The sequence below is a fragment of the Wocania ichthyoenteri Th78 genome, assembly GCF_000789235.1.
Classification (GTDB): domain Bacteria; phylum Bacteroidota; class Bacteroidia; order Flavobacteriales; family Flavobacteriaceae; genus Wocania_A; species Wocania_A ichthyoenteri.
In genome coordinates this window covers 1,334,346-1,357,037 of the sequence record NZ_KN525716.1, presented here as the reverse complement: position 1 = coordinate 1,357,037, position 22,692 = coordinate 1,334,346, and the positions used below count along the sequence as shown (strand labels likewise).

At 31.4% G+C, this 22,692-nt stretch carries 21 protein-coding genes; 14 read left to right on the top strand and 7 right to left on the bottom strand.

Going from position 1 to position 22,692, the window contains the following annotated elements:
- Positions 1-7 precede the first annotated feature (7 nt).
- Positions 8-748: an SdiA-regulated domain-containing protein gene (locus RG22_RS05880; RefSeq protein WP_244462117.1), complete on the bottom strand. Its 741-nt coding sequence runs from the start codon at positions 746-748 to the stop codon at positions 8-10.
- A gap of 83 nt (positions 749-831) precedes the next feature.
- A complete protein-coding gene (locus RG22_RS05875) occupies positions 832-1,434 on the bottom strand; it encodes a DUF2652 domain-containing protein (protein ID WP_034041674.1) in 603 nt (200 codons plus the stop codon).
- Between the two features lie 70 nt (positions 1,435-1,504).
- Here RG22_RS05875 and RG22_RS05870 point away from each other — a divergent pair, with 70 nt between their 5' ends.
- The 12 genes from RG22_RS05870 (at position 1,505) to RG22_RS05815 (ending at position 13,491) form a co-directional block, all read left to right on the top strand.
- The gene (locus RG22_RS05870) at positions 1,505-2,716 is read left to right on the top strand and encodes a BaiN/RdsA family NAD(P)/FAD-dependent oxidoreductase (protein ID WP_034041671.1); all 1,212 of its coding nucleotides are present in this window, start codon (positions 1,505-1,507) and stop codon (positions 2,714-2,716) included.
- Positions 2,717-3,253, top strand: coding sequence for a DUF1697 domain-containing protein (locus RG22_RS05865; RefSeq protein WP_034041669.1), 537 nt, complete (start codon positions 2,717-2,719; stop codon positions 3,251-3,253).
- Positions 3,254-3,256: 3 nt separating this feature from the next.
- Complete coding sequence (gene mvaD, locus RG22_RS05860) at positions 3,257-4,336, top strand: diphosphomevalonate decarboxylase (protein WP_034041667.1); 1,080 nt, start codon at positions 3,257-3,259, stop codon at positions 4,334-4,336.
- A 28-nt stretch (positions 4,337-4,364) separates the two neighbouring features.
- The gene (locus tag RG22_RS05855) at positions 4,365-5,294 is read left to right on the top strand and encodes a mevalonate kinase family protein (RefSeq protein WP_034041665.1); all 930 of its coding nucleotides are present in this window, start codon (positions 4,365-4,367) and stop codon (positions 5,292-5,294) included.
- A 53-nt stretch (positions 5,295-5,347) separates the two neighbouring features.
- Positions 5,348-6,250, top strand: a complete 903-nt coding sequence (locus RG22_RS05850) for a geranylgeranylglycerol-phosphate geranylgeranyltransferase (RefSeq protein WP_034041663.1) — start codon at positions 5,348-5,350, stop codon at positions 6,248-6,250.
- A gap of 65 nt (positions 6,251-6,315) precedes the next feature.
- Positions 6,316-7,158: a pseudouridine synthase gene (locus tag RG22_RS05845; RefSeq protein WP_034041660.1), complete on the top strand. Its 843-nt coding sequence runs from the start codon at positions 6,316-6,318 to the stop codon at positions 7,156-7,158.
- Between the two features lie 420 nt (positions 7,159-7,578).
- Complete coding sequence (locus RG22_RS05840) at positions 7,579-9,039, top strand: arginine decarboxylase (RefSeq protein ID WP_034041657.1); 1,461 nt, start codon at positions 7,579-7,581, stop codon at positions 9,037-9,039.
- A 106-nt stretch (positions 9,040-9,145) separates the two neighbouring features.
- Entirely contained in the window at positions 9,146-10,084 is a 939-nt protein-coding gene (gene speB / locus RG22_RS05835) for an agmatinase (RefSeq protein ID WP_034041655.1), read from the top strand.
- Positions 10,074-11,048 (top strand): deoxyhypusine synthase family protein, encoded by a 975-nt coding sequence (locus RG22_RS05830; RefSeq protein WP_052143650.1) that lies wholly within the window; start codon positions 10,074-10,076, stop codon positions 11,046-11,048. The genes speB and RG22_RS05830 overlap by 11 nt, the downstream gene beginning before the upstream one ends.
- The gene (locus RG22_RS05825; protein WP_034041652.1) at positions 11,048-12,577 is read left to right on the top strand and encodes a bifunctional GNAT family N-acetyltransferase/carbon-nitrogen hydrolase family protein; all 1,530 of its coding nucleotides are present in this window, start codon (positions 11,048-11,050) and stop codon (positions 12,575-12,577) included. Before RG22_RS05830 ends, RG22_RS05825 begins: the two co-directional genes overlap by 1 nt.
- A gap of 34 nt (positions 12,578-12,611) precedes the next feature.
- Positions 12,612-12,935 (top strand): hypothetical protein, encoded by a 324-nt coding sequence (locus RG22_RS05820; RefSeq protein WP_034041650.1) that lies wholly within the window; start codon positions 12,612-12,614, stop codon positions 12,933-12,935.
- Between the two features lie 196 nt (positions 12,936-13,131).
- Positions 13,132-13,491 (top strand): hypothetical protein, encoded by a 360-nt coding sequence (locus RG22_RS05815; RefSeq protein ID WP_034041647.1) that lies wholly within the window; start codon positions 13,132-13,134, stop codon positions 13,489-13,491.
- 5 nt (positions 13,492-13,496) lie between these two features.
- Here the strand turns inward: RG22_RS05815 and RG22_RS05810 are convergent, their stop codons facing one another.
- Positions 13,497-14,975 (bottom strand): MptA/MptB family glycosyltransferase, encoded by a 1,479-nt coding sequence (locus tag RG22_RS05810; protein WP_034041645.1) that lies wholly within the window; start codon positions 14,973-14,975, stop codon positions 13,497-13,499.
- A 129-nt stretch (positions 14,976-15,104) separates the two neighbouring features.
- Between RG22_RS05810 and RG22_RS05805 the strand changes: the two genes are divergently transcribed.
- Together RG22_RS05805 and RG22_RS05800 are read left to right on the top strand one after the other, a co-directional pair.
- On the top strand, positions 15,105-16,727 hold the full coding sequence (locus RG22_RS05805; protein WP_034041641.1) for a family 20 glycosylhydrolase: 1,623 nt from the start codon (positions 15,105-15,107) through the stop codon (positions 16,725-16,727).
- Between the two features lie 86 nt (positions 16,728-16,813).
- Positions 16,814-18,259 (top strand): sulfatase, encoded by a 1,446-nt coding sequence (locus RG22_RS05800; RefSeq protein WP_052143649.1) that lies wholly within the window; start codon positions 16,814-16,816, stop codon positions 18,257-18,259.
- Here RG22_RS05800 and RG22_RS05795 read toward each other — a convergent pair.
- The 4 genes from RG22_RS05795 to RG22_RS05780 form a co-directional block, all read right to left on the bottom strand.
- Entirely contained in the window at positions 18,256-19,746 is a 1,491-nt protein-coding gene (locus RG22_RS05795) for a cellulose synthase family protein (RefSeq protein ID WP_034041635.1), read from the bottom strand. The two genes, RG22_RS05800 and RG22_RS05795, sit on opposite strands and share 4 nt — an antisense overlap.
- An 86-nt stretch (positions 19,747-19,832) precedes the next feature.
- Positions 19,833-20,540, bottom strand: coding sequence for a glycosyltransferase family 2 protein (locus RG22_RS05790; RefSeq protein ID WP_034041633.1), 708 nt, complete (start codon positions 20,538-20,540; stop codon positions 19,833-19,835).
- Positions 20,537-21,013, bottom strand: coding sequence for a toxin-antitoxin system YwqK family antitoxin (locus RG22_RS05785; protein ID WP_034045787.1), 477 nt, complete (start codon positions 21,011-21,013; stop codon positions 20,537-20,539). The genes RG22_RS05790 and RG22_RS05785 overlap by 4 nt, the downstream gene beginning before the upstream one ends.
- 62 nt (positions 21,014-21,075) lie before the next feature.
- Complete coding sequence (locus RG22_RS05780) at positions 21,076-22,656, bottom strand: 4Fe-4S binding protein (RefSeq protein WP_034041630.1); 1,581 nt, start codon at positions 22,654-22,656, stop codon at positions 21,076-21,078.
- Positions 22,657-22,692: the final 36 nt, after the last annotated feature.

Genomic DNA, 22,692 nt, shown 5'->3' with positions numbered 1-22,692 from the left:
TTAAAAACTATAATTTTAAGGTATACAAATTTCCGCCTTCACTTTTGTTTTTCTCATCTGTTATATAAACTGTTGAATTGTTTTTAAAACAAATACCTTCCTTTTGCGAATCGTGATTAAATTTTAATTCTTTAATGGTACCTTTAAAAAAGTTGTCAGATTTAAAATTTGTGATTTCCCATAGCTTGTCATGATTCAGTAGCACAATGGTTTTACTATCATCACTTATATCTGCAGATGTTATTTTTGTATGCTTTCCATTTAGCTTAAGATCAGACACAAATTCTGCAGTATGTTTCCCAATTTCATTTGGAACTTTTATAACTACGCTAGATTTATTTTCTTTACTAAAAATGTAGAAATAATCATTTAAAAGAAAAAAAGCTTCAAAATCTTTAGGCTTCATTTTTTTTGGAAGCAGGAAATTTATTTTTTCTGCAGTAGTCTTATTGTTTTTGGTATTTAGATTTGCAACTTTATAGATAGTAAAATCATCACGATTTTTACTGTTATTTCCAAAATCGCCAATATATAAATTACCTTGATTGTCTGATGTTAAATCCTCCCAATCTATATTACTTGCATTGCTAATATCTATGTCTTTAATAATACCTCCTTTTATGTTTAAGCCATAAATGTTATTTTTATTTCCTGCATCTTCAATAGTCCATAAAATGTTTGAATTCTCAACTAATTCAATAGCAGAGGCTTCTTTTAGTTCTCCATCAATATCTGCAATTGCTTTCAAATTACCAGTGTTGCATGAGTAATAAAGAAACATAAAAAGGATAAACTTACTATAATAAGAGGTTAGCATTTTCTTTGTTAATTTTAACCCTGTAAAGGTTTTAATTCAATATAATGATAATTTATTTCGCCAATGTGATCATAATTATCTTGCCCATGTTTTAAATCAGACCAATATGTTTCTTTTTCAATATTATTACCTTTATATTGATGTAATAAAGTGTCCGAAATCATTAAATATTCGTCACTTTCAATACTATTCTTAAGTAATCGATGTGCAATTATAATGTCCTCACCAATCAATTTTATGTTATTGCCAACTTGCATAGCACCAATATCTAAGCCATAATGCAAAACAATTTTTAAACCTAGTATTTTTGGTATGATATGGCTGTCTAGTTTATGGCTATTTTCAGCCATTAATAATTCCATCTGATGATAAAATTCTGTATAAAAAAGCTTGCATTGCTCGATAAGTGACTTAAAAGATGGAAGCTCACCTTTTCTAAAAAACAATACGGCATCACCTTCAATTTCAGATATTTTAAATCCAATTTCGTTAGAATAAACTATTTTATTGAGTAGCGAAGGAATAATTTTACTACTTAATTCAAAGTCAACTTCACTCATAAACTGAGTAAAACCACTAATATCGGGGATACAAATAAGTGTGGGTTCTTTTTCCATAAATCAAAGTTAAACCAAATAATTAAACATTAGAAATACAGTAGATAATAATCTTATTTTTGTAATCTATATGAAATTATATAACGTTATTATTATTGGAGGTGGTGCAGCAGGTTTTTTTGCGGCTATAAATATTGCAGAACAAAATCCAGACTTGAAAGTGGCTATTCTAGAACGCAGTAAAGAGGGTTTGCAAAAAGTAAAGATTTCTGGAGGCGGACGCTGTAATGTGACGCATGCAGAATTTATTCCACAAGATTTGGTAAGGAATTATCCTCGCGGGGAAAAAGAATTGTTAGGATCTTTTCATCAATTTATGACAGGTGATACTATTGAGTGGTTCGAAAAAAGGGGTGTGGAGTTGAAGATTGAAGAAGATGGACGTATGTTTCCAGTATCAAATTCGTCGCAAACTATAATAGATTGCTTTTTAAATGAAGCTGAAAAATACAAGGTTGAAGTTTTGTATAATCATTCAGTTAAATCCATTCAAAATATAAAAGATAGTTGGGAATTGGATACTAATCAAGGTGAGTTTTTTGCTGAAAAGTTATTGATAGCAACAGGAAGTAACCCTAAAATATGGAATCTGCTTGAAGGTTTAAATCACACTATTTCACAGCCTGTTCCATCATTATTTACTTTTAATATTAAAGATAAACGCATTAAAACTATTCCAGGAGTTGTAGCAAAAAATGTAGAAGTGAAAGTGGTTGATTCTAATTTAGAGTCCGGTGGTCCTTTACTTATTACACACGCTGGTATGAGTGCTCCAGCTATTTTAAAACTCTCTGCTTTTGGTGCTTTAGAATTGGCGAAACGAGATTATAAATTCTCGATAGAAGTGAATTTTATTAAGCAATCTTATGAAGATTGTATAAATAATTTAAAAGTATTAAAACAAGAATTAAATAAAAAAACAGTATTTAAGTTTTCGCAATTTGATTTGCCTAAACGTTTATGGCGTCAATTGGTTTTAGTATCACATATTTCTGAAACTACAACTTGGGCAGATTTAAATAAAAATCAATTGGAGGCTTTGGCATTACAATTAACAAAAGCCATTTTTAAAGTAGAAGGAAAAAGCACTTTTAAAGAAGAGTTTGTAACCGCTGGTGGCATAAATTTAAAAGAAATTAATTTTAAAACCTTTGAAAGTAAACTACATAAAAACCTGTATTTTGCAGGAGAAATTTTAAATATTGACGCTATTACAGGCGGTTTTAATTTTCAAAATGCATGGACAGGAGCATTTATTGCAGCTAAATCTATATCAGAATAAATGAACACATATATTGCTTTATTAAAAGGAATTAATGTTGGTGGGCATAAAAAAGTACCCATGGCAGATTTACGTACATTACTTGTCAAATCTGATCTAAAAAATGTGCAAACCTATATTCAAAGTGGTAATGTAATATTTCAATCTTCAAAAGAAAACACCTTATCCATTGAAAAAGCAATTAAAAATACGATTATCAGCCATTTTGAGTTTGATGTTTCTGTTTTTGTAAAAACAAGAAATGATTTGAAACGCATTTTTGATGCTAGTCCATTTATAGAAGAAAAGAAATTAAAGAGCTATTTTGCGCTATTGCATGATACACCAAAAGAAGAATTGGTAAAAATAGCTTCAGAAAAAGTGTATGAAGGTGAAGAATACTATATTATAAACGATTGTATTTATTTTTACTGTTCAACAGGTTATGGTCGTGCAAAATTCAATATGAATTTCTTTGAAAGAAAATTGAATACAACTGCAACAGTAAGAAACTATAATACAATGGTAAAGTTATTATCTTTGTCAGCAGAAAAATAATAAATGACAGCAAAAGGTTTTATTCCAAAAACATATAAAAATTTGATAGAAAAAGGAAGTTACATATGGTCGTCGCCAAGTAATATCGCTTTAGTAAAGTATTGGGGTAAAAAGGAAAACCAAATTCCAGAAAACCCATCAATAAGTTTTACGCTAGATAACTGTAAAACAACTACTACTTTAAGCTTTTCTAAAAAAGAAAATAATAATGGATTTTTATTTGATGTATTTTTAGATGGAGAAAAGAAAGACAATTTTAAACCAAAAATTGAAACTTTTTTTAAACGTATTGAAGCTTATTCCCCATTTTTAAAAGACTATTATTTTAAAATAGAAACATCAAATACATTTCCACACAGTTCGGGTATTGCATCATCAGCCTCTGGTATGAGCGCTTTAGCTTCATGCTTAATGAGTATTGAAAAAGAATTAAACCCTGAAATTACAAATGAACATTTCACCCAAAAAGCATCATTTTTAGCACGTTTAGGCTCAGGTAGTGCATGCCGAAGTTTAGAAGGCGATTTAGTGGTTTGGGGAAAACATGATGAAATAGATGGAAGCTCAGATTTATTTGGCATAAAATATCCTTTTGAAGTACATCAAAATTTTAAAAATTATAACGATACTATTTTACTTGTAGATAAAGGCGAAAAGCAAGTAAGCAGTACAGTGGGGCATAATTTAATGCACAATCATCCCTTTGCTCAAGAACGATTTAAACAGGCACATAGCAATCTTTCAGTTTTAATAAATGTATTTAAGACAGGAGATTTAAAATCATTTATCGAGATTGTTGAAAGTGAAGCTTTAACCTTGCATGCGATGATGATGACCAGTATGCCATATTTTATTTTAATGAAGCCTAATACATTAGAAATTATTAATAAAATATGGGCGTTTAGGCAAAAAACAAACTCAAATGTTTGCTTTACTTTAGATGCTGGAGCGAATGTACATGTTTTGTATCCTGAGAGTGAAACCGAAAAAATTTGTGAATTCATTAAAAATGAATTAGTTGCATATTGTCAAAAAGGTGAGTATATTAACGATAAAATTGGATTTGGAGCTAAACTATTGTAATTTTGCTTAACCAAGTCAAGGATTGCTTATGAAAGGACCTCTCTTTTACTCAAAAATATTACTCTTCGGAGAATACGGAATCATTAAAGATTCTAAAGGTTTATCAATTCCATATAATTTTTATAATGGAGCTTTAAAGACAGACGAAAACCCTTCTGAAGAAGCTTTAACTTCAAATGAAAGCTTAAAGAAATTTGTTAATTATTTGAGTAATATTGATTCAGAATTAGTGGTTTTTGATATTGATACACTTCAAAAAGATGTTGAAGCAGGAATGTATTTCGATTCTTCTATCCCACAAGGTTATGGTGTAGGGAGTAGTGGTGCTTTAGTAGCAGCTATTTACGATAAATATGCCCAAGATAAAATCACGGTTTTAGAGAATTTAACAAGAGAAAAATTACTTAAATTAAAATCGATTTTTTCTGCAATGGAATCGTTTTTTCATGGAAAATCTTCAGGCTTAGATCCTTTAAACAGTTATTTAAGTATTCCTATTTTAATCAATTCTAAAGATAACATTGAAGCTACTGGTATTCCATCGCAAAATACTGAAGGAAAAAATGCTGTGTTTTTATTAGATAGTGGTATTATAGGAGAAACAGCTCCTATGGTTAGTATTTTTATGGAAAATATGAAACAAGAAGGTTTTAGAAAAATGCTAAAAGATCAATTCATTAAGCATACTGATGCTTGTGTTGACGATTTCTTAAAAGGCGATATTAAATCGTTATTTAGTAATACCAAACAATTATCAAAAGTGGTTTTAAATCATTTTAAACCCATGATACCTAAGCAGTTTCATGAGCTTTGGAAAAAAGGTATTGAAACTAACGAATACTATTTAAAGCTTTGTGGCTCAGGTGGTGGTGGTTATATTTTAGGGTTTACTGAAAATATTGATATTGCTAAACAATCTTTAAAAGATTATAAGTTAGAAGTGGTTTATAACTTTTAAACTTCTCTGTCACCTTGAGCGCGGTCGAAAGGTCTTTTACTAAATAAATTTTCATGTTCAACCGAAGACAGAAACATATACTATTAAAATTCTTCAGTATGTTTTCTGTGGTTCGAGGTTATAACATTTTGATAATTGTTATAGCACAGTATTTAGCAGCTGTTTATATTCTTGCTCATGATAAACCACTAAAAAGTGTCCTTTTTGATATTAATTTACTCATGCTAGTCTTGGCATCGGCAGCGACCATTGCTGGCGGTTATATTATTAACAATTTTTACGACTCAGAAAAAGACTTAATCAATCGTCCACATAAATCAAAATTAGATAGGTTGATAAATCAAAACACAAAGCTATCATTTTATTTTGTGCTAAATTTTATGGCGGTTATTATGGCAAGTTATGTGTCGTTTAAGCCCGTTATCTTTTTTTCTGTTTATATTTTTGGTATTTGGTTTTATTCGCATAAACTAAAAAAACTTCCATTTATAGGTAATTTAACATCGGCAATTTTAACTATTACACCATTTTTTGCCATTTTTATGTATTACAAAAATTTTGAAACAGTCATTTTTGTACATGCCCTGTTTCTGTTTTTAATAATATCTATGCGCGAACTCACCAAAGATTTAGAAAATATTAAAGGTGATTTACTTTTAAACTATAAAACTATACCAATTGTTTATGGTGAAAGAGCATCTAAAGCTATGCTTACAATGTTATCTGTGCTAACATTAATACCAATATACTTATTAGTGTATCGTTTCGAAATTGGTTTTATGTATATCTATTTTTATTTATGTATTGTGTTGCTACTTGGTTTTTTATTATTGTTATGGAAATCTAAAACGAAAACACACTATTTAGTACTCCATAATGTCTTAAAGTTTATCATTTTAATGGGTGTTTTTAGTATTGTTTTAATTAATGTTGATTTGGTGTTGAATAGAATTTAACAAAATTGTTAATCTTAAATCTTAAATCGTAATTTTAACTATATCTTTGCAGCAAAATTAAAGTGATGAGTAAACAACAAGGTGGACAAAGAAAAGGAAAAACTTCTGTAGAGGGTTCTAAAGAGAACTTTAAAAAAAGTTATGTAAAAGGAAATACACCTTTTAAAAAGGCAGAACCTAAGCCTAAAAAGCCATCTAATCCAGATGAGATTCGTTTAAATAAATATGTGGCTAACTCTGGTATGTGTTCGCGTCGTGAGGCTGATGTGCATATTGCTACAGGATTGGTTTCTGTAAACGGAAAAGTAATTACCGAAATGGGTTACAAAGTAAAAATAGGTGACGAAGTTCGTTACGATGGTGCGCGTATAAACCCTGAAAAGAAAGCTTATGTTTTACTTAATAAGCCAAAAGGATTTGCAACCACAACTAGCGAAGGTAAAGGCAGAACAGTAATGGATTTAGTATCTAATGCAACATCGTCTAGAATAAAACCAATAGGGCGTTTAGGTAGAAACTCAAAAGGGTTGTTGTTGTTTACAAATGATGATGCTATTGTAGATAAATTCACCAACTCTAAAAATGGTGTGGCACGTTTATTTCACATTGAATTGAATAAAAACTTAAAGCTTGAAGATTTAAAGAAAATCCAAGAAGGTTTTAAAGTTCAAGGTAAACTTGTTGCTGTTGAAGAGATTAGTTATATTGATGGTGCTTCAAAAAAAGAAATAGGTTTAAAAATTAAAAATACTGGTAACACAATTATCCGTACTATTTTTGATTATTTAAAGTACGAAATAGAAAATTTAGATTGTGTAGCTATTGGGCATTTAACTAAAAAAGATATTCCGCGTGGTAGTTGGAAACATCTGACCGAGCAAGAATTAAATACACTTAAAATGCTTTAAGCCTTTTTAAATTTGCCAACGCAGAAGAAAGCTCGACCACTTCCAAGAGCTAAGTCGAAGGGTATGGTAACATCCTAAAAAATCATTTTTTAAATTTTTTTCAAAAAAAAATCAAAAAAAGTTTGTAATTCAAAAAAATGTATTTCATTTGCAGTGCATTTAGCTGAACAAATTGAACCCTGTTTCTGTGTTCGGGCTTTTGAAAATTAGGAAGTCATATTCAAAAGCAGCTTATAGGATGAGCGACCGAATTTTAAAGCTAACTTCCGTTTTACCTATCTATGCTAGCCAGCATAACTATGGCTTTGTACCTACTACGCAGAGTCAAATTCAGATTTGATTTAGAGTTTTGTTTCCGTTTTAGAAACGCTACGTTTCTTATTTTTTTCAATTTTAAACAACACTATTTTAAAACAAATAATGAATACCAAATATATTGATTTAATCAATCAAACTTTTGATTTTCCGCAAGACGAATTTAAGCTTGAAGGCAATAAACTTAATTTTCATGATGTTAACCTAATGCAATTGGTTGAGCAGTATGGTGCACCATTAAAATTTACATACTTACCTCAAATTTCTAATAACATAAATCGAGCAAAGCAATGGTTTGAAAATGCTATTGAAAAACATAATTACAAAGGTAAATACAACTATTGCTATTGTACTAAAAGCTCGCACTTTAAGCATGTTTTACACGAAGCATTAAAAAACGATATTCATATTGAAACCTCTTCGGCTTTTGATATTGATATTATTGAAAGCCTAAAAAACGAAGGTAAAATTACAAATGACACCTTTGTTATTAGTAATGGTTTTAAGCGTGCGCAATATGTAACTAATATTGCGAGACTTATTAACAGCGGACATAAAAACTGTATTCCAATAATTGATAATTATGAAGAAATCGATTTACTTTCGCAGGAGATAAAAGGAAAATTTAATGTTGGTATTCGTATAGCTTCAGAAGAAGAGCCAAAGTTTGAATTCTATACTTCACGCCTAGGTATTGGCTACAAAAATATCGTGCCTTTTTATAAAAATCAAATCCAAAATAATAAAAAAGTAGAACTTAAAATGCTTCACTTTTTTATTAATACCGGTATTCGTGATAATGCGTATTACTGGAACGAACTTTTAAAATGCTTAAAGGTATATACCAGTTTAAAGAAGATTTGTCCAACTTTAAACAGCTTAAATATAGGTGGTGGATTTCCAATTAAAAACTCATTAGTTTTCGATTTTGATTATGAGTATTTAGTAGATGAAATTGTAAATCAAATTAAAGTGACTTGTGAAGAAGAAGAGGTAGATGTGCCAAATATTTTTACAGAGTTTGGAAGCTTTACCGTTGGCGAAAGTGGCGGAGCGATTTACGAAATACTTTACCAAAAACAACAAAACGATCGTGAGAAGTGGAATATGATTAACTCATCTTTTATTACAACATTACCAGATACTTGGGCTATTAATAAGCGATTTATTATGTTGCCATTAAACCGTTGGAACGATAGTTATGAGCGTGTATTGTTGGGAGGCTTAACTTGTGATAGTGATGATTATTATAATAGCGAACAACACATGAATGCTATTTATTTACCAAAATACAACAAAGAAAAACCATTATATATTGGATTTTTTAATACAGGTGCTTATCAGGAAACTATTGGAGGATTTGGAGGTTTACAGCACTGTTTAATTCCTACGCCAAAGCATATTTTAATTAATAGAGACGCAGATGGAAATATAACAACCGAATTATTTTCTGAACAACAGAAAAGTGAAGATTTACTAAAAATTTTAGGTTACGATAAAAAACCTGAAACAAACGAAGTACAAACAACTAATACAGAAGTTGATTTGCAATTAGCAGATAAATAAAACTATGAAACCGACATGATTAAAATAATCTTTAAATACTCAATTTAAAGATTGCTTTAATCATTAAAGGTTATATGTGACCATTGAAAAATAATAAAATACACACATGAAAACAAAAACATACGCTGGAATTCCAGAAGAATTCGCAAAATTAGAAAGCGCAAAAATTGTATTAATCCCTGTGCCTTATGATGGTACAAGTACATGGCAGAAAGGTGCAGACAAAGGTCCTGAAGCTTTTTTAAATGCTTCTGAGAACATGGAACTTTACGATATTGAAACAGACACCGAAGTGTATAAACAAGGTGTGCATTTAGTTGATGCTGTAACAGAAAATAGTTCATCAGAAACTATGGTTGAAGCAGTACACCAAACCGTAAAAAGGTATATTAAAAAGAACAAGTTTGTAACCATTTTTGGTGGTGAGCATTCTATTTCAATTGGTACTATTCGTGCGTTTAACGAGATGTATCCAAGTTTAACCGTATTGCATATTGATGCGCATGCAGATTTGCGTGAGTCTTATAAAGGTTCAAAGTGTAATCATGCTTGTGCTGTTTACGAAGCGAGTCAAAACACCAATCTCATTCAAGTTGGTATTCGTTCAATGGATGTGATGGAAAAAACCGTTATGGATGATGAGAAAACCTATTTCGCTCACGATATGGCTATTGATGATACTTGGATGGATGCTGCAATCGATCAAATGACAGATAATGTTTTTATTACTTTTGATTTAGATGCTTTCGACCCTTCAATTATGCCAAGTACAGGTACACCAGAACCTGGTGGTTTATTATGGTACGAAACCTTAGAGTTTTTAAAACAGGTTTTCGAAGAAAAAAATGTGGTAGGTTTTGATATTGTTGAATTATGTCCAAATTCAAAAGATAAATCTTCAGACTTTTTAGCGGCTAAATTATACTATAAAATGTTAAGCTATAAATTTCAAAACGATGAGGCAGAAGACGATTATAATAATGCTTTTGATAGCGATTATATAAATAAAAATAATTCAAAACACAACGATGGCGATGATTACTAAAGGACCAATTTCTCAATTTATAGAAAAACATTATTTACATTTTAATGCAGCTGCATTAGTAGATGCAGCTAAAGGCTACGAAGCACAATTAAACAATGGTGCAAAAATGTTAGTGTCTTTAGCTGGTGCTATGAGTACCGCAGAACTTGGTAAAAGTTTTGCAGAAATGATTCGTCAGGACAAAGTTCAAATCATTTCTTGTACTGGTGCAAATCTTGAGGAAGATATTATGAATTTGGTAGCACACTCGCATTATAAACGTGTGCCAAATTATCGTGATTTAACACCTCAAGAGGAATGGAATTTATTAGAAAAAGGATTAAATCGTGTAACAGACACATGTATTCCAGAGCACGAAGCTTTTAGAAGATTACAAGAGCATATTTATAAAATATGGAAAGATGCAGAAGCTAAAGGCGAACGTTATTTACCACATGAATATATGTATAAAATGTTGTTGTCTGGTGTACTGGAGCAATACTACGAAATTGATTTAAAAGATTCGTGGATGTATGCCGCTGCTGAAAAGAATTTACCAATAGTTTGCCCAGGTTGGGAAGATAGTACTATGGGAAATATTTTTGCTAGCTATGTGCTTAAAGGCGAATTAAAAGCAAGCACTATGAAATCTGGCATAGAATATATGACGTTTTTAGCAGATTGGTATACCGATAATTCTAAGAATGGTATTGGGTTCTTCCAAATAGGAGGAGGGATAGCAGGCGATTTTCCAATTTGTGTTGTGCCTATGTTGTATCAAGATATGGAGCGTACAGATACGCCGTTTTGGAGTTATTTTTGTCAAATAAGCGACTCTACAACAAGTTATGGTTCGTATTCTGGAGCAGTGCCAAACGAGAAAATTACTTGGGGAAAATTAGATATTGATACGCCTAAGTTTATTATAGAAAGTGATGCTACTATTGTAGCGCCTTTAATTTTTGCTTATCTTCTAAACTTATAATGGAAGAACAGAAAATAGAAAATATCGAATTAAAGTATTTGACTGTTGATGATTTTGAGGAATTAAAATCGGCAACACTCGAATCTTATGGAGGTGTACTTGACAGCTATTGGAAAAAGCATCATATTGAACAGTTAACTACTATTTTTGCTAAGGGGCAAGTGGTTATAAAAATAGATGGTAATATCGCAGGTTGTGCTTTGTCACTTATTGTTAATTATAACAACATTGAAGATAATCATACCTATGCAGACATTATTGAAGGTGATAAATTTAAAAATCACGACTCTAACGGAGATGTGCTTTATGGAATTGATGTTTTTATAAAGCCAGAATATAGAGGTTTACGATTAGGAAGACGTTTGTATGATTACCGAAAAGAACTTTGTGAAGAACTTAATTTAAAAGGTATTGTATTTGGTGGTAGAATGCCAAATTACCATAAGTATCAAAGTGAGTTAACACCAAAAGAGTATATAGAAAAAGTTAAACGTAAAGAGATACACGATCCTGTTTTAAACTTTCAAATATCTAATGATTTTCATCCATTACGAATTATTAAAGGGTATTTAGAAGGCGATACAGCGTCTAATGAATACGCTGTTTTAATGGAATGGGATAATATATATTACACCAAGAAGAACAGAAAAGCGAGTACCATAAAAACCGTTGTAAGATTAGGTTTAATTCAATGGCAAATGCGAACCTATAATAGTTTGGAAGAATTGATGCAGCAAGTAGAATATTTTGTAGATAGCGTTGCAGCATACAGATCAGATTTTGCAGTATTTCCTGAGTTTTTTAACGCACCACTTATGGCAAAGTTTAATCATTTGCATGAACCTGATGCTATTAGAGAATTAGCAAAATATACCGAAGTTATTGTTGAGAAAATGCAGCAATTATCTATATCATATAACATTAATATTATTACTGGTAGTATGCCAGAAGTTATAGATCACAAATTGTTTAATGTTGGGTATTTATGTCGTAGAGATGGTAGCTTAGAGCGTTATGAGAAAATACATGTAACTCCAGACGAAGCAAAAGTTTGGGGAATGCAAAGAGGCAATAAGTTGCAAACATTTGAAACAGATGCAGGAAAAATAGGCATCTTAATTTGTTATGATTCTGAATTTCCAGAACTATCCCGTTTGCTTTCAGACGAAGGTATGGATATTCTCTTTGTGCCATTTTTAACCGATACACAAAATGGCTATTCTCGTGTACGCTTATGCGCTCAAGCACGTGCTATTGAAAACGAATGTTATGTCGCTATTGCTGGTAGCGTTGGTAACTTACCAAATGTTAATAATATGGATATTCAGTATGCGCAATCTGCAGTATTTACACCATGCGATTTTTCATTTCCAAGCAATGGCATTAAAGCAGAAGCGACCACAAATACAGAAATGATATTAGTAGCCGATGTAGATTTAAGCTTATTAAGAGAGTTGCATGCTTTTGGAGCTGTTAAAAATTTAAAAGATAGACGAAAAGATTTTTACGATGTTATAAGAATTAAATAATATCTTTAACTAAAAATTAATTTTACCTAAGATAATGACAAAAAGAAACGACAATTTAAAACGTGTTATCGTAGATTTTAAAAAGTTAACACCAGAAATTCTAGCTTTATTGGTGGAGAAATATCCAGATGGTTATGATGAAGATCATATAGTAACCTTTAGAAACGCTCAAAACGAACTAATTGAAGCTGTTGAGGTTATTACAGATGATACTAAGTATTTGGTAAAAGTAAGCACAAAACTAGAGTTAACTATGGAGAATTATGATGAGGATGACTACGAAGATTTTGATGATGATGACCCAGAAGCTGTACAAGATCCAAACATTATTGATGAAGATTCTGAAGATTTAGATTAAAAACTAAAGACACATCATTTTACAATTTAATAGATCTAATTTTTTTTATGAAGTATAATCTGAGCAATAAAACGAAACGTATATATAATATTGACTACTAGTAGTTTTAATGGTTAAAATTACTGTGAGTAATTCGGACTTGTGGTAGGATGTTTTCCGATAATTTTTTCAATTTAATTTTAAAATCTGTACAATAATGAAAACAAATTTTTTATTAAAATTAGTAGGTTTTACACTATCAATTTTTACGCTTGTAAGCTTTACAACCACATATAAATCAAGCGTTCAAGATGAAACTGTAGTAAATGCAGTATATGATGGACATGAAGAATATGGCTATAATTTTATAGCAAAAGATATAGAAGGAGAAGAATACACTATAACATTTCAAGAGGTAAAAGACGAATTGTTAAAAGAGTTTGATTTAAAATCTGAAACATTAATTGGAAAAAGATTTAGTATTACCTATAAAACGAGAACAGAAGTAACTAAAGATGATGATGGTTATGAAGATGAAGAAGAAATTAATACTATAATCAAACTTAAAAAAATGTAATGATTTTAAGTTTTTAAAAAGAATTTAGGCTTCCTTTTACGGAAGCCTTTTTTATAATATACTTCCCATATAAAAACGCCATAAACAATGGCGTATTCTAAAGCAATAATCCATAGGTTTTCAGATTTATCGGCTTTATCAATATTTATATAAGCTAAATAACTTAGTATAATTACAAAACTCCAAACTAACGGGAATTTATATTTAGTAAAAACTGACAATATTAAAAGTGTAGCAATGTACCATGGATGCACTGTAGTGGTTGTAAAATAATAAAAGGACAATACCAAAAGCATGGCAGTAATAAGTTTTACAGTTGTTTTGTTTCTTCTAAAAAAAGTAATTATTAAAACAAAAAGGATTACTACTATTGGTATTACTTTTCCAATAATAGCAATTTCGTTATACCCCCTAAAAGTATATCCAATTTCTCTAGCGATGTAATACATACTAGCATTAAATTCGAAATTTTGAAACCATAAAGCAACAGTTTGAGTATAGTTAGTTATAAATTCGGATGAGTAAAAAGGAAGAAATAAAATAACTGTTGTAATACCTATAATAGCATAAAATGAAATTAACTTTTTCATTCCCACGAGGGCAGGAATCCATTTTTTGATTCTTTCATCATGCTGAGCTCTTGTGTTGAGCGCATCCGAAGTATGTTTCAGCATTGCATCATCATTTTTTTTCAAAGTAATCCACTGATAAAATAAAGGCAAAAATATTAAAGGAATTAATTTAACTGAAACTGATAAAGCAAAAACTATTGCAGCCCATTGCCATTTGCCAATATGCAGTAAATATAAACTCCAAACTAAAAAGAAAATCATAACACCTTCAAAATGAAGATTGCCAGTGAGCTCTATAATAATAAACGGATTTAAAATATACCAGAAAATATGGTATGAGGGCATGCTTAGTTTTTCTAGCAGTTTTTTACCAAAACATAAAGTTCCAAAATCGGCAGCAATAATTAATAAGCGCATTACAATTACTGAACCTAAAATGTTTTTTCCTGAGAATAGTGCAGCAATAACAAAACAAAGTTGATTAATAGGAGGATAGTTAGTAAAATGGCTAGCATTTAAAGTGCCCATACCATTGTATAATTCTTGTGCTTGAGCCACAGGAAACTCACCTTTACTAATAAAAGAATCTACTGTAAATAAATAAGGGTTAAAACCTTCTAAAAGCATTCTGCCATCCCAAATAAAACGATAAAAATCTTGAGATAAATTTGGTATAGCCAAAATAAATATGGCTCTAAGCCCAAATGCTAACCAAGTTAAAAGTTTAATGTTAGTTTTTAAAAATTGTACCAATTTGTAAAACAAAAACCATAAAGCACCATATAGCATAACCAGTTTTATATAATCTGTACGAATCAAATCATAAGCAAAAGAAATGTATAGTAGTAAGCTTACTAACGCTAAAAGTAGTGGTGTTTTGTTTAATTTAAAAAAGACAGGGTTTAAAAGCATACAGTAAATATAATATTAATTGTTTGTCGGTTTTTATATAGATACACTTACTTGATTTTATGAGAGAAATTAGATAACTTCGTTAGCTTGTTTATGTAATGTATAATATAGTTAGTTTCAATTTAAATTATGGTAAGATCAAGAGCAATTAGAACCTTAGTAACTTTATTTTTTGTAATTATTTTTATGGCTTGTTCAAAGCAAAAAAAGGAGCGGGTAATTAACTTTCCGAAAACTGATTTATCTTTAGAAAACTTTATCCCAAAACCTTTACAAGTAATTCCATCTAATAACGGGTTTGCACTTGATAAATATACAGCCATATATACCTCTAAAAATATTGAGGGTTATGAGGATGTTGGGAAATTTTTAGCAAAAAAAATTAAGGCAAAAACGGATTTAGATTTACAAGTTAATGTAAATGACTTACCTAATATAGAAACAGTTATTTATATTAATCAATCTGATAGTCTTAATGTTGAAGGATTAGAAGCCTATGAACTGCATATAACTCAAGATTCTATAATCTTGAATTCTAATACAGCAGCAGGTAGTTTTAGGGGCATTCAAACGTTAAGACAAATAATTCCCGAAGTAAGTAATGATACGCTAATTGCTAGAACTAAAATATGGACTATCCCAACAGGAAAAATCATAGACAATCCTCAATTTGAATATCGAGGAAGCATGTTAGATGTTGCACGTCATTTTTTTAGTGTAGAAGATGTTAAAAAATATATTGATATTTTGGCATACTACAAGTATAATGTTTTGCATTTGCATCTTACAGACGATCAGGGTTGGCGCCTCGAAATTAAATCATGGCCTAAGCTCACCGAAATAGGAGGAAGTACAGAAGTAGGAGGGGAGTCTGGTGGTTTTTATACTCAAGAAGACTATGCCGAAATTATAGATTATGCAGCTATGCATCATATTACAGTTATACCAGAAATTGATATGCCAGGGCACACCAATGCAGCTTCAGTTTCTTACCCTTTTTTAAATGGAAATGGAAGGAAGCTTGAATTATATCAAGGTACAGAAGTTGGTTTTAGTACATTCGACACACGTAAAGACACCGTTTACACCTTTATTGATGATGTAATTCGCGAAATAGCAGCGCTTACTCCTGGACCATATATTCACATTGGAGGCGATGAGAGTCACGCAACTAAAAAGTCAGATTATATCTATTTTGTAAATAAAGTAGAGAAGATTGTTCAAAAATATAATAAGCGCATGATTGGGTGGGACGAAGTTGCTACGGCCGATATAGATTCAACCTCAATTGCTCAATTTTGGGCTAGCAAAAAAAACGCTCAAGCTGCTGTAGATAAGGGAATGAAGATAATTATGTCGCCTGCTAAAAAAGCGTATTTAGATATGAAATATGATACACTTTCCAAACACGGTTTACATTGGGCAGCTTATATTCCTGTAGATACTGCATATATATGGACACCAGAATCTTATGAAGGCATACCAATAAAAAATATTTTGGGATTAGAAGCACCACTTTGGTCTGAAACTATTAGTAACATTGAAGAGCTCGAATATTTGGCTTTTCCAAGAGCTATTGGTTACTCTGAGCTTAGTTGGACGACTCAAGAGAATCGAGATTGGGAAAATTACAAAGTGCGATTAGCAAATCAAACACCATTTTTAGACCGTATGAATGTTAAGTACTACCCATCTAAACTTATTGATTGGAAGAAAAACAAAAATAAATACAAAAAAATCGACAAGGATTGATAAGCTAATTCGATAGAAATTAAGTCTTTTTGGGTTAGTTTAGTTTCTATGCTGTAATACTTCTATAAATTAAAAGTATTAATATAATGAAGAGAAGTAAATCATTATTGATTATTTGTTTGGTTATACCAATCCTATTAATATCAAGTTGTAAAAAAGCATTAGTTGAAAAAAAACCAAACATACTTTTAATTTGTGTTGATGATCTTCGTCCAGAGTTAAAGAGCTTTGGTGCAGAATATATAATATCCCCAAACATTGATAAGCTTGCAGACAAAGGAGTTTCCTTTCAAAGACATTATGTTAATTCGCCAAGTTGTGGACCATCGCGTTATACATTATTAACTGGTAAATATGGAGCTTCAGGTAACAATGCTCTTTTTTTACGCTCAAAAAAAATATTAAAAGGAGAACAGGTTGACCCAAGTATGCCAAAATGGTTTAAAAATCAAGGATACACAACAATATCAGTTGGAAAAGTATCTCATCACCCAGGAGGAAGAGGGGGAGTGAATTGGAATGATAGTACTATTATTGAAATACCTAATGGCTGGGATAAGCATATTATGCCAGTTGCAGAATGGGAGCATCCACGTGGAATGATGCACGGGCTAGCACGTGGGGAAATTCGCGTAAAGTCTAGTGAAATGGATGTTTTTCAATCAGTAGATGGTGATGATAATATCTACCCTGATGGTGCCATTACTGAAGAGGCATTAAAGCAATTAAAAAGGCTTACAACTAATGATGAAAAACCATTTTTTCTTGCAGTAGGCTTTATTAAACCACATTTACCCTTTGGAGCTCCCAAAGCTTATTTAGACAAATATGAAGATGCTGAATTTCCTGATATAAAACATTCTAATAAACCAATAGGAAAGACTACATGGCATAATTCAGGAGAATTTAAGCAATATAATAGATGGGGGAAAGACCCAAATAATGATGGCCTATTTGCTGATGAGGTTAGACGGCATTACGCAGCTTGTGTTAGTTACGCCGATGCCCAAGTTGGAAAAGTTCTTGAAGAATTAAAACGAACTGGAGCAGATAAAAATACTATAGTTATTCTTTGGGGCGACCATGGATGGCATTTAGGTGAGCATGCTATATGGGGTAAGCATAGCTTGTTTGAGGAGTCGTTGCATGCTCCTTTGATAATTCATGATCCTAGAATTAAAAAGAAAGGTTTTAAAACCAATGCTATTGTAGAAACCCTTGATGTTTTTCCAACTTTATGTGAGCTAACCGGATTAGATATACCTAATTCCACCCAAGGTGTTTCGTTAAAAAAAGTTTTAGAAGAGAAAGATTCAGTTGGTCATATTGCCTTAGCATATAACAATTATGCAGCCACTTTAAGAACCTTAACACATAGATTGGTGCTTCATAAAGACGGCTTTGTGGAATTATATGATCATTCTACGAATGAAAAAGAAACTAACAATATAGCTTATGATTACCCAGAATTAGTTGAGAAATTAAAACAAGAGCTACAGATTAAATTAGATAAAAAAACCAAGGAGATTTAAACTTTAGAAGTTAGCGATTTAATAAAAACATAACCAAAGCCTAAAAATAGCATGAGGTGAAAAGGAAACAATCCAAAATCGCCACCTTGGTCGCCTACTACAAATGCGCTATACATACCAAAGGCAAAATAAAGCATTAAAAGACCTTCAAAAATAACGTGTATAGAAACTGTTTTTTTTAGGTATTTATTCTTTTTCCAACCATCTTTTATAGTACTAATATTAAATTTAGGTGTACGTACAAATTCACTTTTCTTCCCCAGATGGCCTTCTAAAACAGCAATGGAATTGTGCAATGAAAAACCCATGGCTATTGAGAAAAACACAAAAAACATCCCTATGTAATTCATAAAATTTTTAATGCCACCACCATACATTTTTCTGTACATGATCCAATAGCATATAAAAAATATTAAGGTGCTTATTACAAAAAAGCTCATGACATAAAAATAGAGTTTTAAATGAGCATATTCGTTTTTAATGTACAACATTGGAATACTTAATACAGCAACAATAAGGATGTTTAAAAACATAGTGCTATTTAATAAATGAAGTAAACCATGAACTTTTGTTTTAGATGAAATGTTTTTATTTTTTAATACTTTCCACATCATCTTTCTAAAGTTTTCTGCGCCACCTTTATTCCATCTAAATTGTTGCGAACGTGCTGCACTTATAACTATTGGAAGTTCTGCTGGAGTTTCAACATCTTCAAGATACTTAAATTTCCAGTTTTTTAATTGTGCACGGTAACTTAAATCTAAATCTTCAGTTAGAGTGTCTCCTTCCCAGTTCCCAGCATCAATAATACAGGTCTTTCTCCAAACCCCTGCAGTTCCGTTAAAATTTATAAAATGCCCTTTACTGTTTCTGCCAACTTGCTCCAATGTAAAATGCGCATCTAAAGCAAAAGCTTGAATTTTTGTTAATACCGAATAATTACGATTAATATGCCCCCAACGGGTTTGTACAACGCCTATGCTTTTATCTTTAAAATAAGGAACAGTACGTTTTAACCAATCCTCTTTTGGAAGAAAATCGGCATCGAAAATAGCAATGAATTCGCCTTTAGCTGTTTTTAATCCTTCTTTAAGCGCGCCAGCTTTAAAACCTTTTCGGTTAGTTCTAGTAATATGTTGAATATCTATGCCTTTGGTTTGAAGTGTAGCAATATGATTTTTAGTAGTTTCAATAGTTTCATCAGTTGAGTCATCTAAAACTTGAATTTCTAATTTATCTTTAGGATAGTTAATTTTGGCAATATTATCAAGCAAACGCTCCATCACATACATTTCGTTATAAACAGGCAGTTGTATGGTTGCAAATGGGGTTTCCTCTGGATTTGATAAATCGAAAGACGCACAAGATTCATTATTTTTTTTAGAAGACAAATAATTAAAAAGAAGATTTAGTTGTGCCAAGGCGTATATAAATATAAGAAGTAACGCAATGGTATATATTATTATGACTATTGTTTCTAGAATCATTTCATCTGTTGATTTTTATTGTTTTTCAAAGGTCATATGTAATTCGCTATTAATGACCTTAAAATATTTTAAGCATAAAACGTTGCTCATTTTTTAATACTGTATTTAAAAATCCAACCTAATATTTTTAAGCCTGCAAATATAGCACCTTTTACCGTGCCTGAAACTTTTGAAACGCCAATTCTGTTTCTGTAGTTTACTGGTATTTCGATATATGTAAGTTTTTGTTTTAAGGCTTTTAGTTGCATTTCAACTGTCCATCCATAGGTTTTGTCTTCCATATTTAGTGCCAAAAGTTTATCGTATTTAATGGCTCTGAATGGGCCAAGGTCGGTAAACTTTGCTCTAAAAAACAAGGTCATTAATGTGGTTGCTAGCCAGTTTCCAAAAATTTGAGGAAACGTCATCGACCCCTGTTCTCTAAGTCGCTTAACACGAGCACCGATTACAAAATCTATATCATCATTAATAATTGGTGTTACAATTTTTGTTAATTCTTCTGGATAATCGCTGTAGTCGCCGTCTAAAAAGACTATGATGTCTGGTTTTTTACTTGGGTCGCTGAGCGTAGTCGAAGCGATGTACTGCATGCCCTTTAAACAAGCATATCCGTAGCCTTTTTTTGTTTCAGTTAAAACGGTGGCTCCGGCTTTTTTAGCATTAATTTCGGTATCATCGGTTGAGTTATTACTAACAACAATTATTTCGTCAACTATATTAGGAATATCATTAATAACGTGAGTAATAGAATCTGCTTCGTTATAGGCAGGAATGATGACTTTTATGTTGATCATTGTAGGTCTAATAGATTATTTTCTTTTTTGAACGCCTTTAAATCTGTCCATTCTTTAATCTTTTTTCCTGCTTTAAATTTAGCCGCAGAAATTAATTTTTCATTTTTATACATTAAGCAAAAACCATTTTTTTTATTGTGTTTCAGTTGGCATTTATAATCAATTTTTTCCTTATCATCATAAAATAACCACCAATTTGTTTTTTCACCTTTTATAAAATGGCCTTCACTTTTTTTAATGCCATTTTCGGTGTAAAAATACCAATATTTTACAGGTTTGTTTGCTGAGAAATGACCTTCTTTTTCAATACTTCTGTTTTCATAATAGAATTTCCAATAACCATTTTTTTGATTATTTTTTGTCCAGCCTTCAGATTTTAAATTACCATTATCAAAGTAGTTTTTTTGATAGGTTTTTTGGGCTGATGCTGATAAGCTTATTAAAAGTATTATATAGAATAGATTCTTTTTCATTTTAATTTTTTGGATTTTGCCAAGAATGCACATATGTTTTATGGCGAACTGAAAACTACTCACTATTTCTGATTCACTAAATCCATTAAATCAACATCATTTCCAAGCAAAATATCATTGGAATTAATTCGCCCTTTTTCTGGACCATTCTCTAATTTTAAAACACCCCGCGGGCAAACCGCAGCACATATGCCACAACCCACACAACTTGCTCTTACAATGTTTTCGCCTTTTTGAGCATAGGCGCGAACATCAATACCTTGCTCGCAATAGGTTGAGCAATTGCCACAAGAAATACATTGTCCGCCATTGGTCGTAATTCTAAAACGTGATTTAAAGCGTTGCACAATACCTAAATAAGCCGCTAACGGGCAACCAAAACGACACCAAACTCTATTGCCAAAAATAGGATAGAAACCTGTGCCAATAACTCCTGCGAATATAGAACCAATTAAAAAGCCATAAATATCTTGAATGGTTTGCGTTTTAATATCTAAAACAGCTTTGGCTCCTGAAAAATAGGAGTAGAGTGTAAACCCCGTCATTACTAAAGCAAATACTAAAACACCATGAACTAACCAACGCTCCAGTTTCCATGCTTTTAACGATTTATCGGATAATTGTCTGTAAGGATCACCTAAAGTTTCTGCTAATCCACCACAACCACAAACCCAACTACAATACCAGCGTTTTCCAAAGAAATAAACCATTACTGGAACGATGACCAAAGTTAGCACGATACCCCAAACTAAAATAAATAAACCTAAACCACCGCTATTAATAAGTTCGTCTAGACTCCATTTAAAGAAGAAATCGTAATCTAAAGGAAACGCATTTTTAAAATCGTACCAAGGTTTTTCAAAACGAACCAAGATTTCTGGAATTAAAAACGCAAAGACTATTTGAAAGAATAAAACCGATGTAGTTCGTAATATTTGGTACTTATTATGGCGATATTTTATATACATTCTAACAGCCATAACCGTCATAACGGTACAATATAAAAATCCATATAGAAACCATTGACTGGCTGGGTTACCGCTTAAATTTTCACTTATAGGGTCTACAAGGTAAACCCAGTTTACAATATAATCAGGCCTGAAATAAAGCAGAATATAAAATCCAACTAAAAAAATAAATGCAAACCAACCAATCCATCCGCGGTTAGTCGCTGCGTTATGAAAAATACCATTGTTTTTAATACCCGCAGGGCCGAGTGTAATTACATTTGGGATGATAAATAATAATGCGCCAATAATACCTAAACCAAAAGTGAGCCACCAAAAAAGCCCTTTATTTTCTTTAATAATACCGCTTCCCGCACTTTTGACTATTTCATAAGTGAAGCTATGTGGTTTATCCCAGATAACTTTATCCCATTCACTATTTTGTTTGTGCGTTTCATTTACTGTTTTTAATGCTGATGTGATTTTAGATGAAAATGAAAACGGATTTGCAAATTTTTTTCCAACTACTTCAGATTTTAATTCATCAATAAAAAGTTCGCTTTTAATACCTTTATTAGTAACTATATTGTCTAATAACTCTGGAGATACTTCATATTTTCCTAAAAAAATGAGCGAGATAAATATAGCAAGACCTGTTAAAAATAAACCAAGCCCTATGTTTTGAATGTTTTTCATATATTTTTTGTCATTCCTGCGAAGGCAGGAATCTAT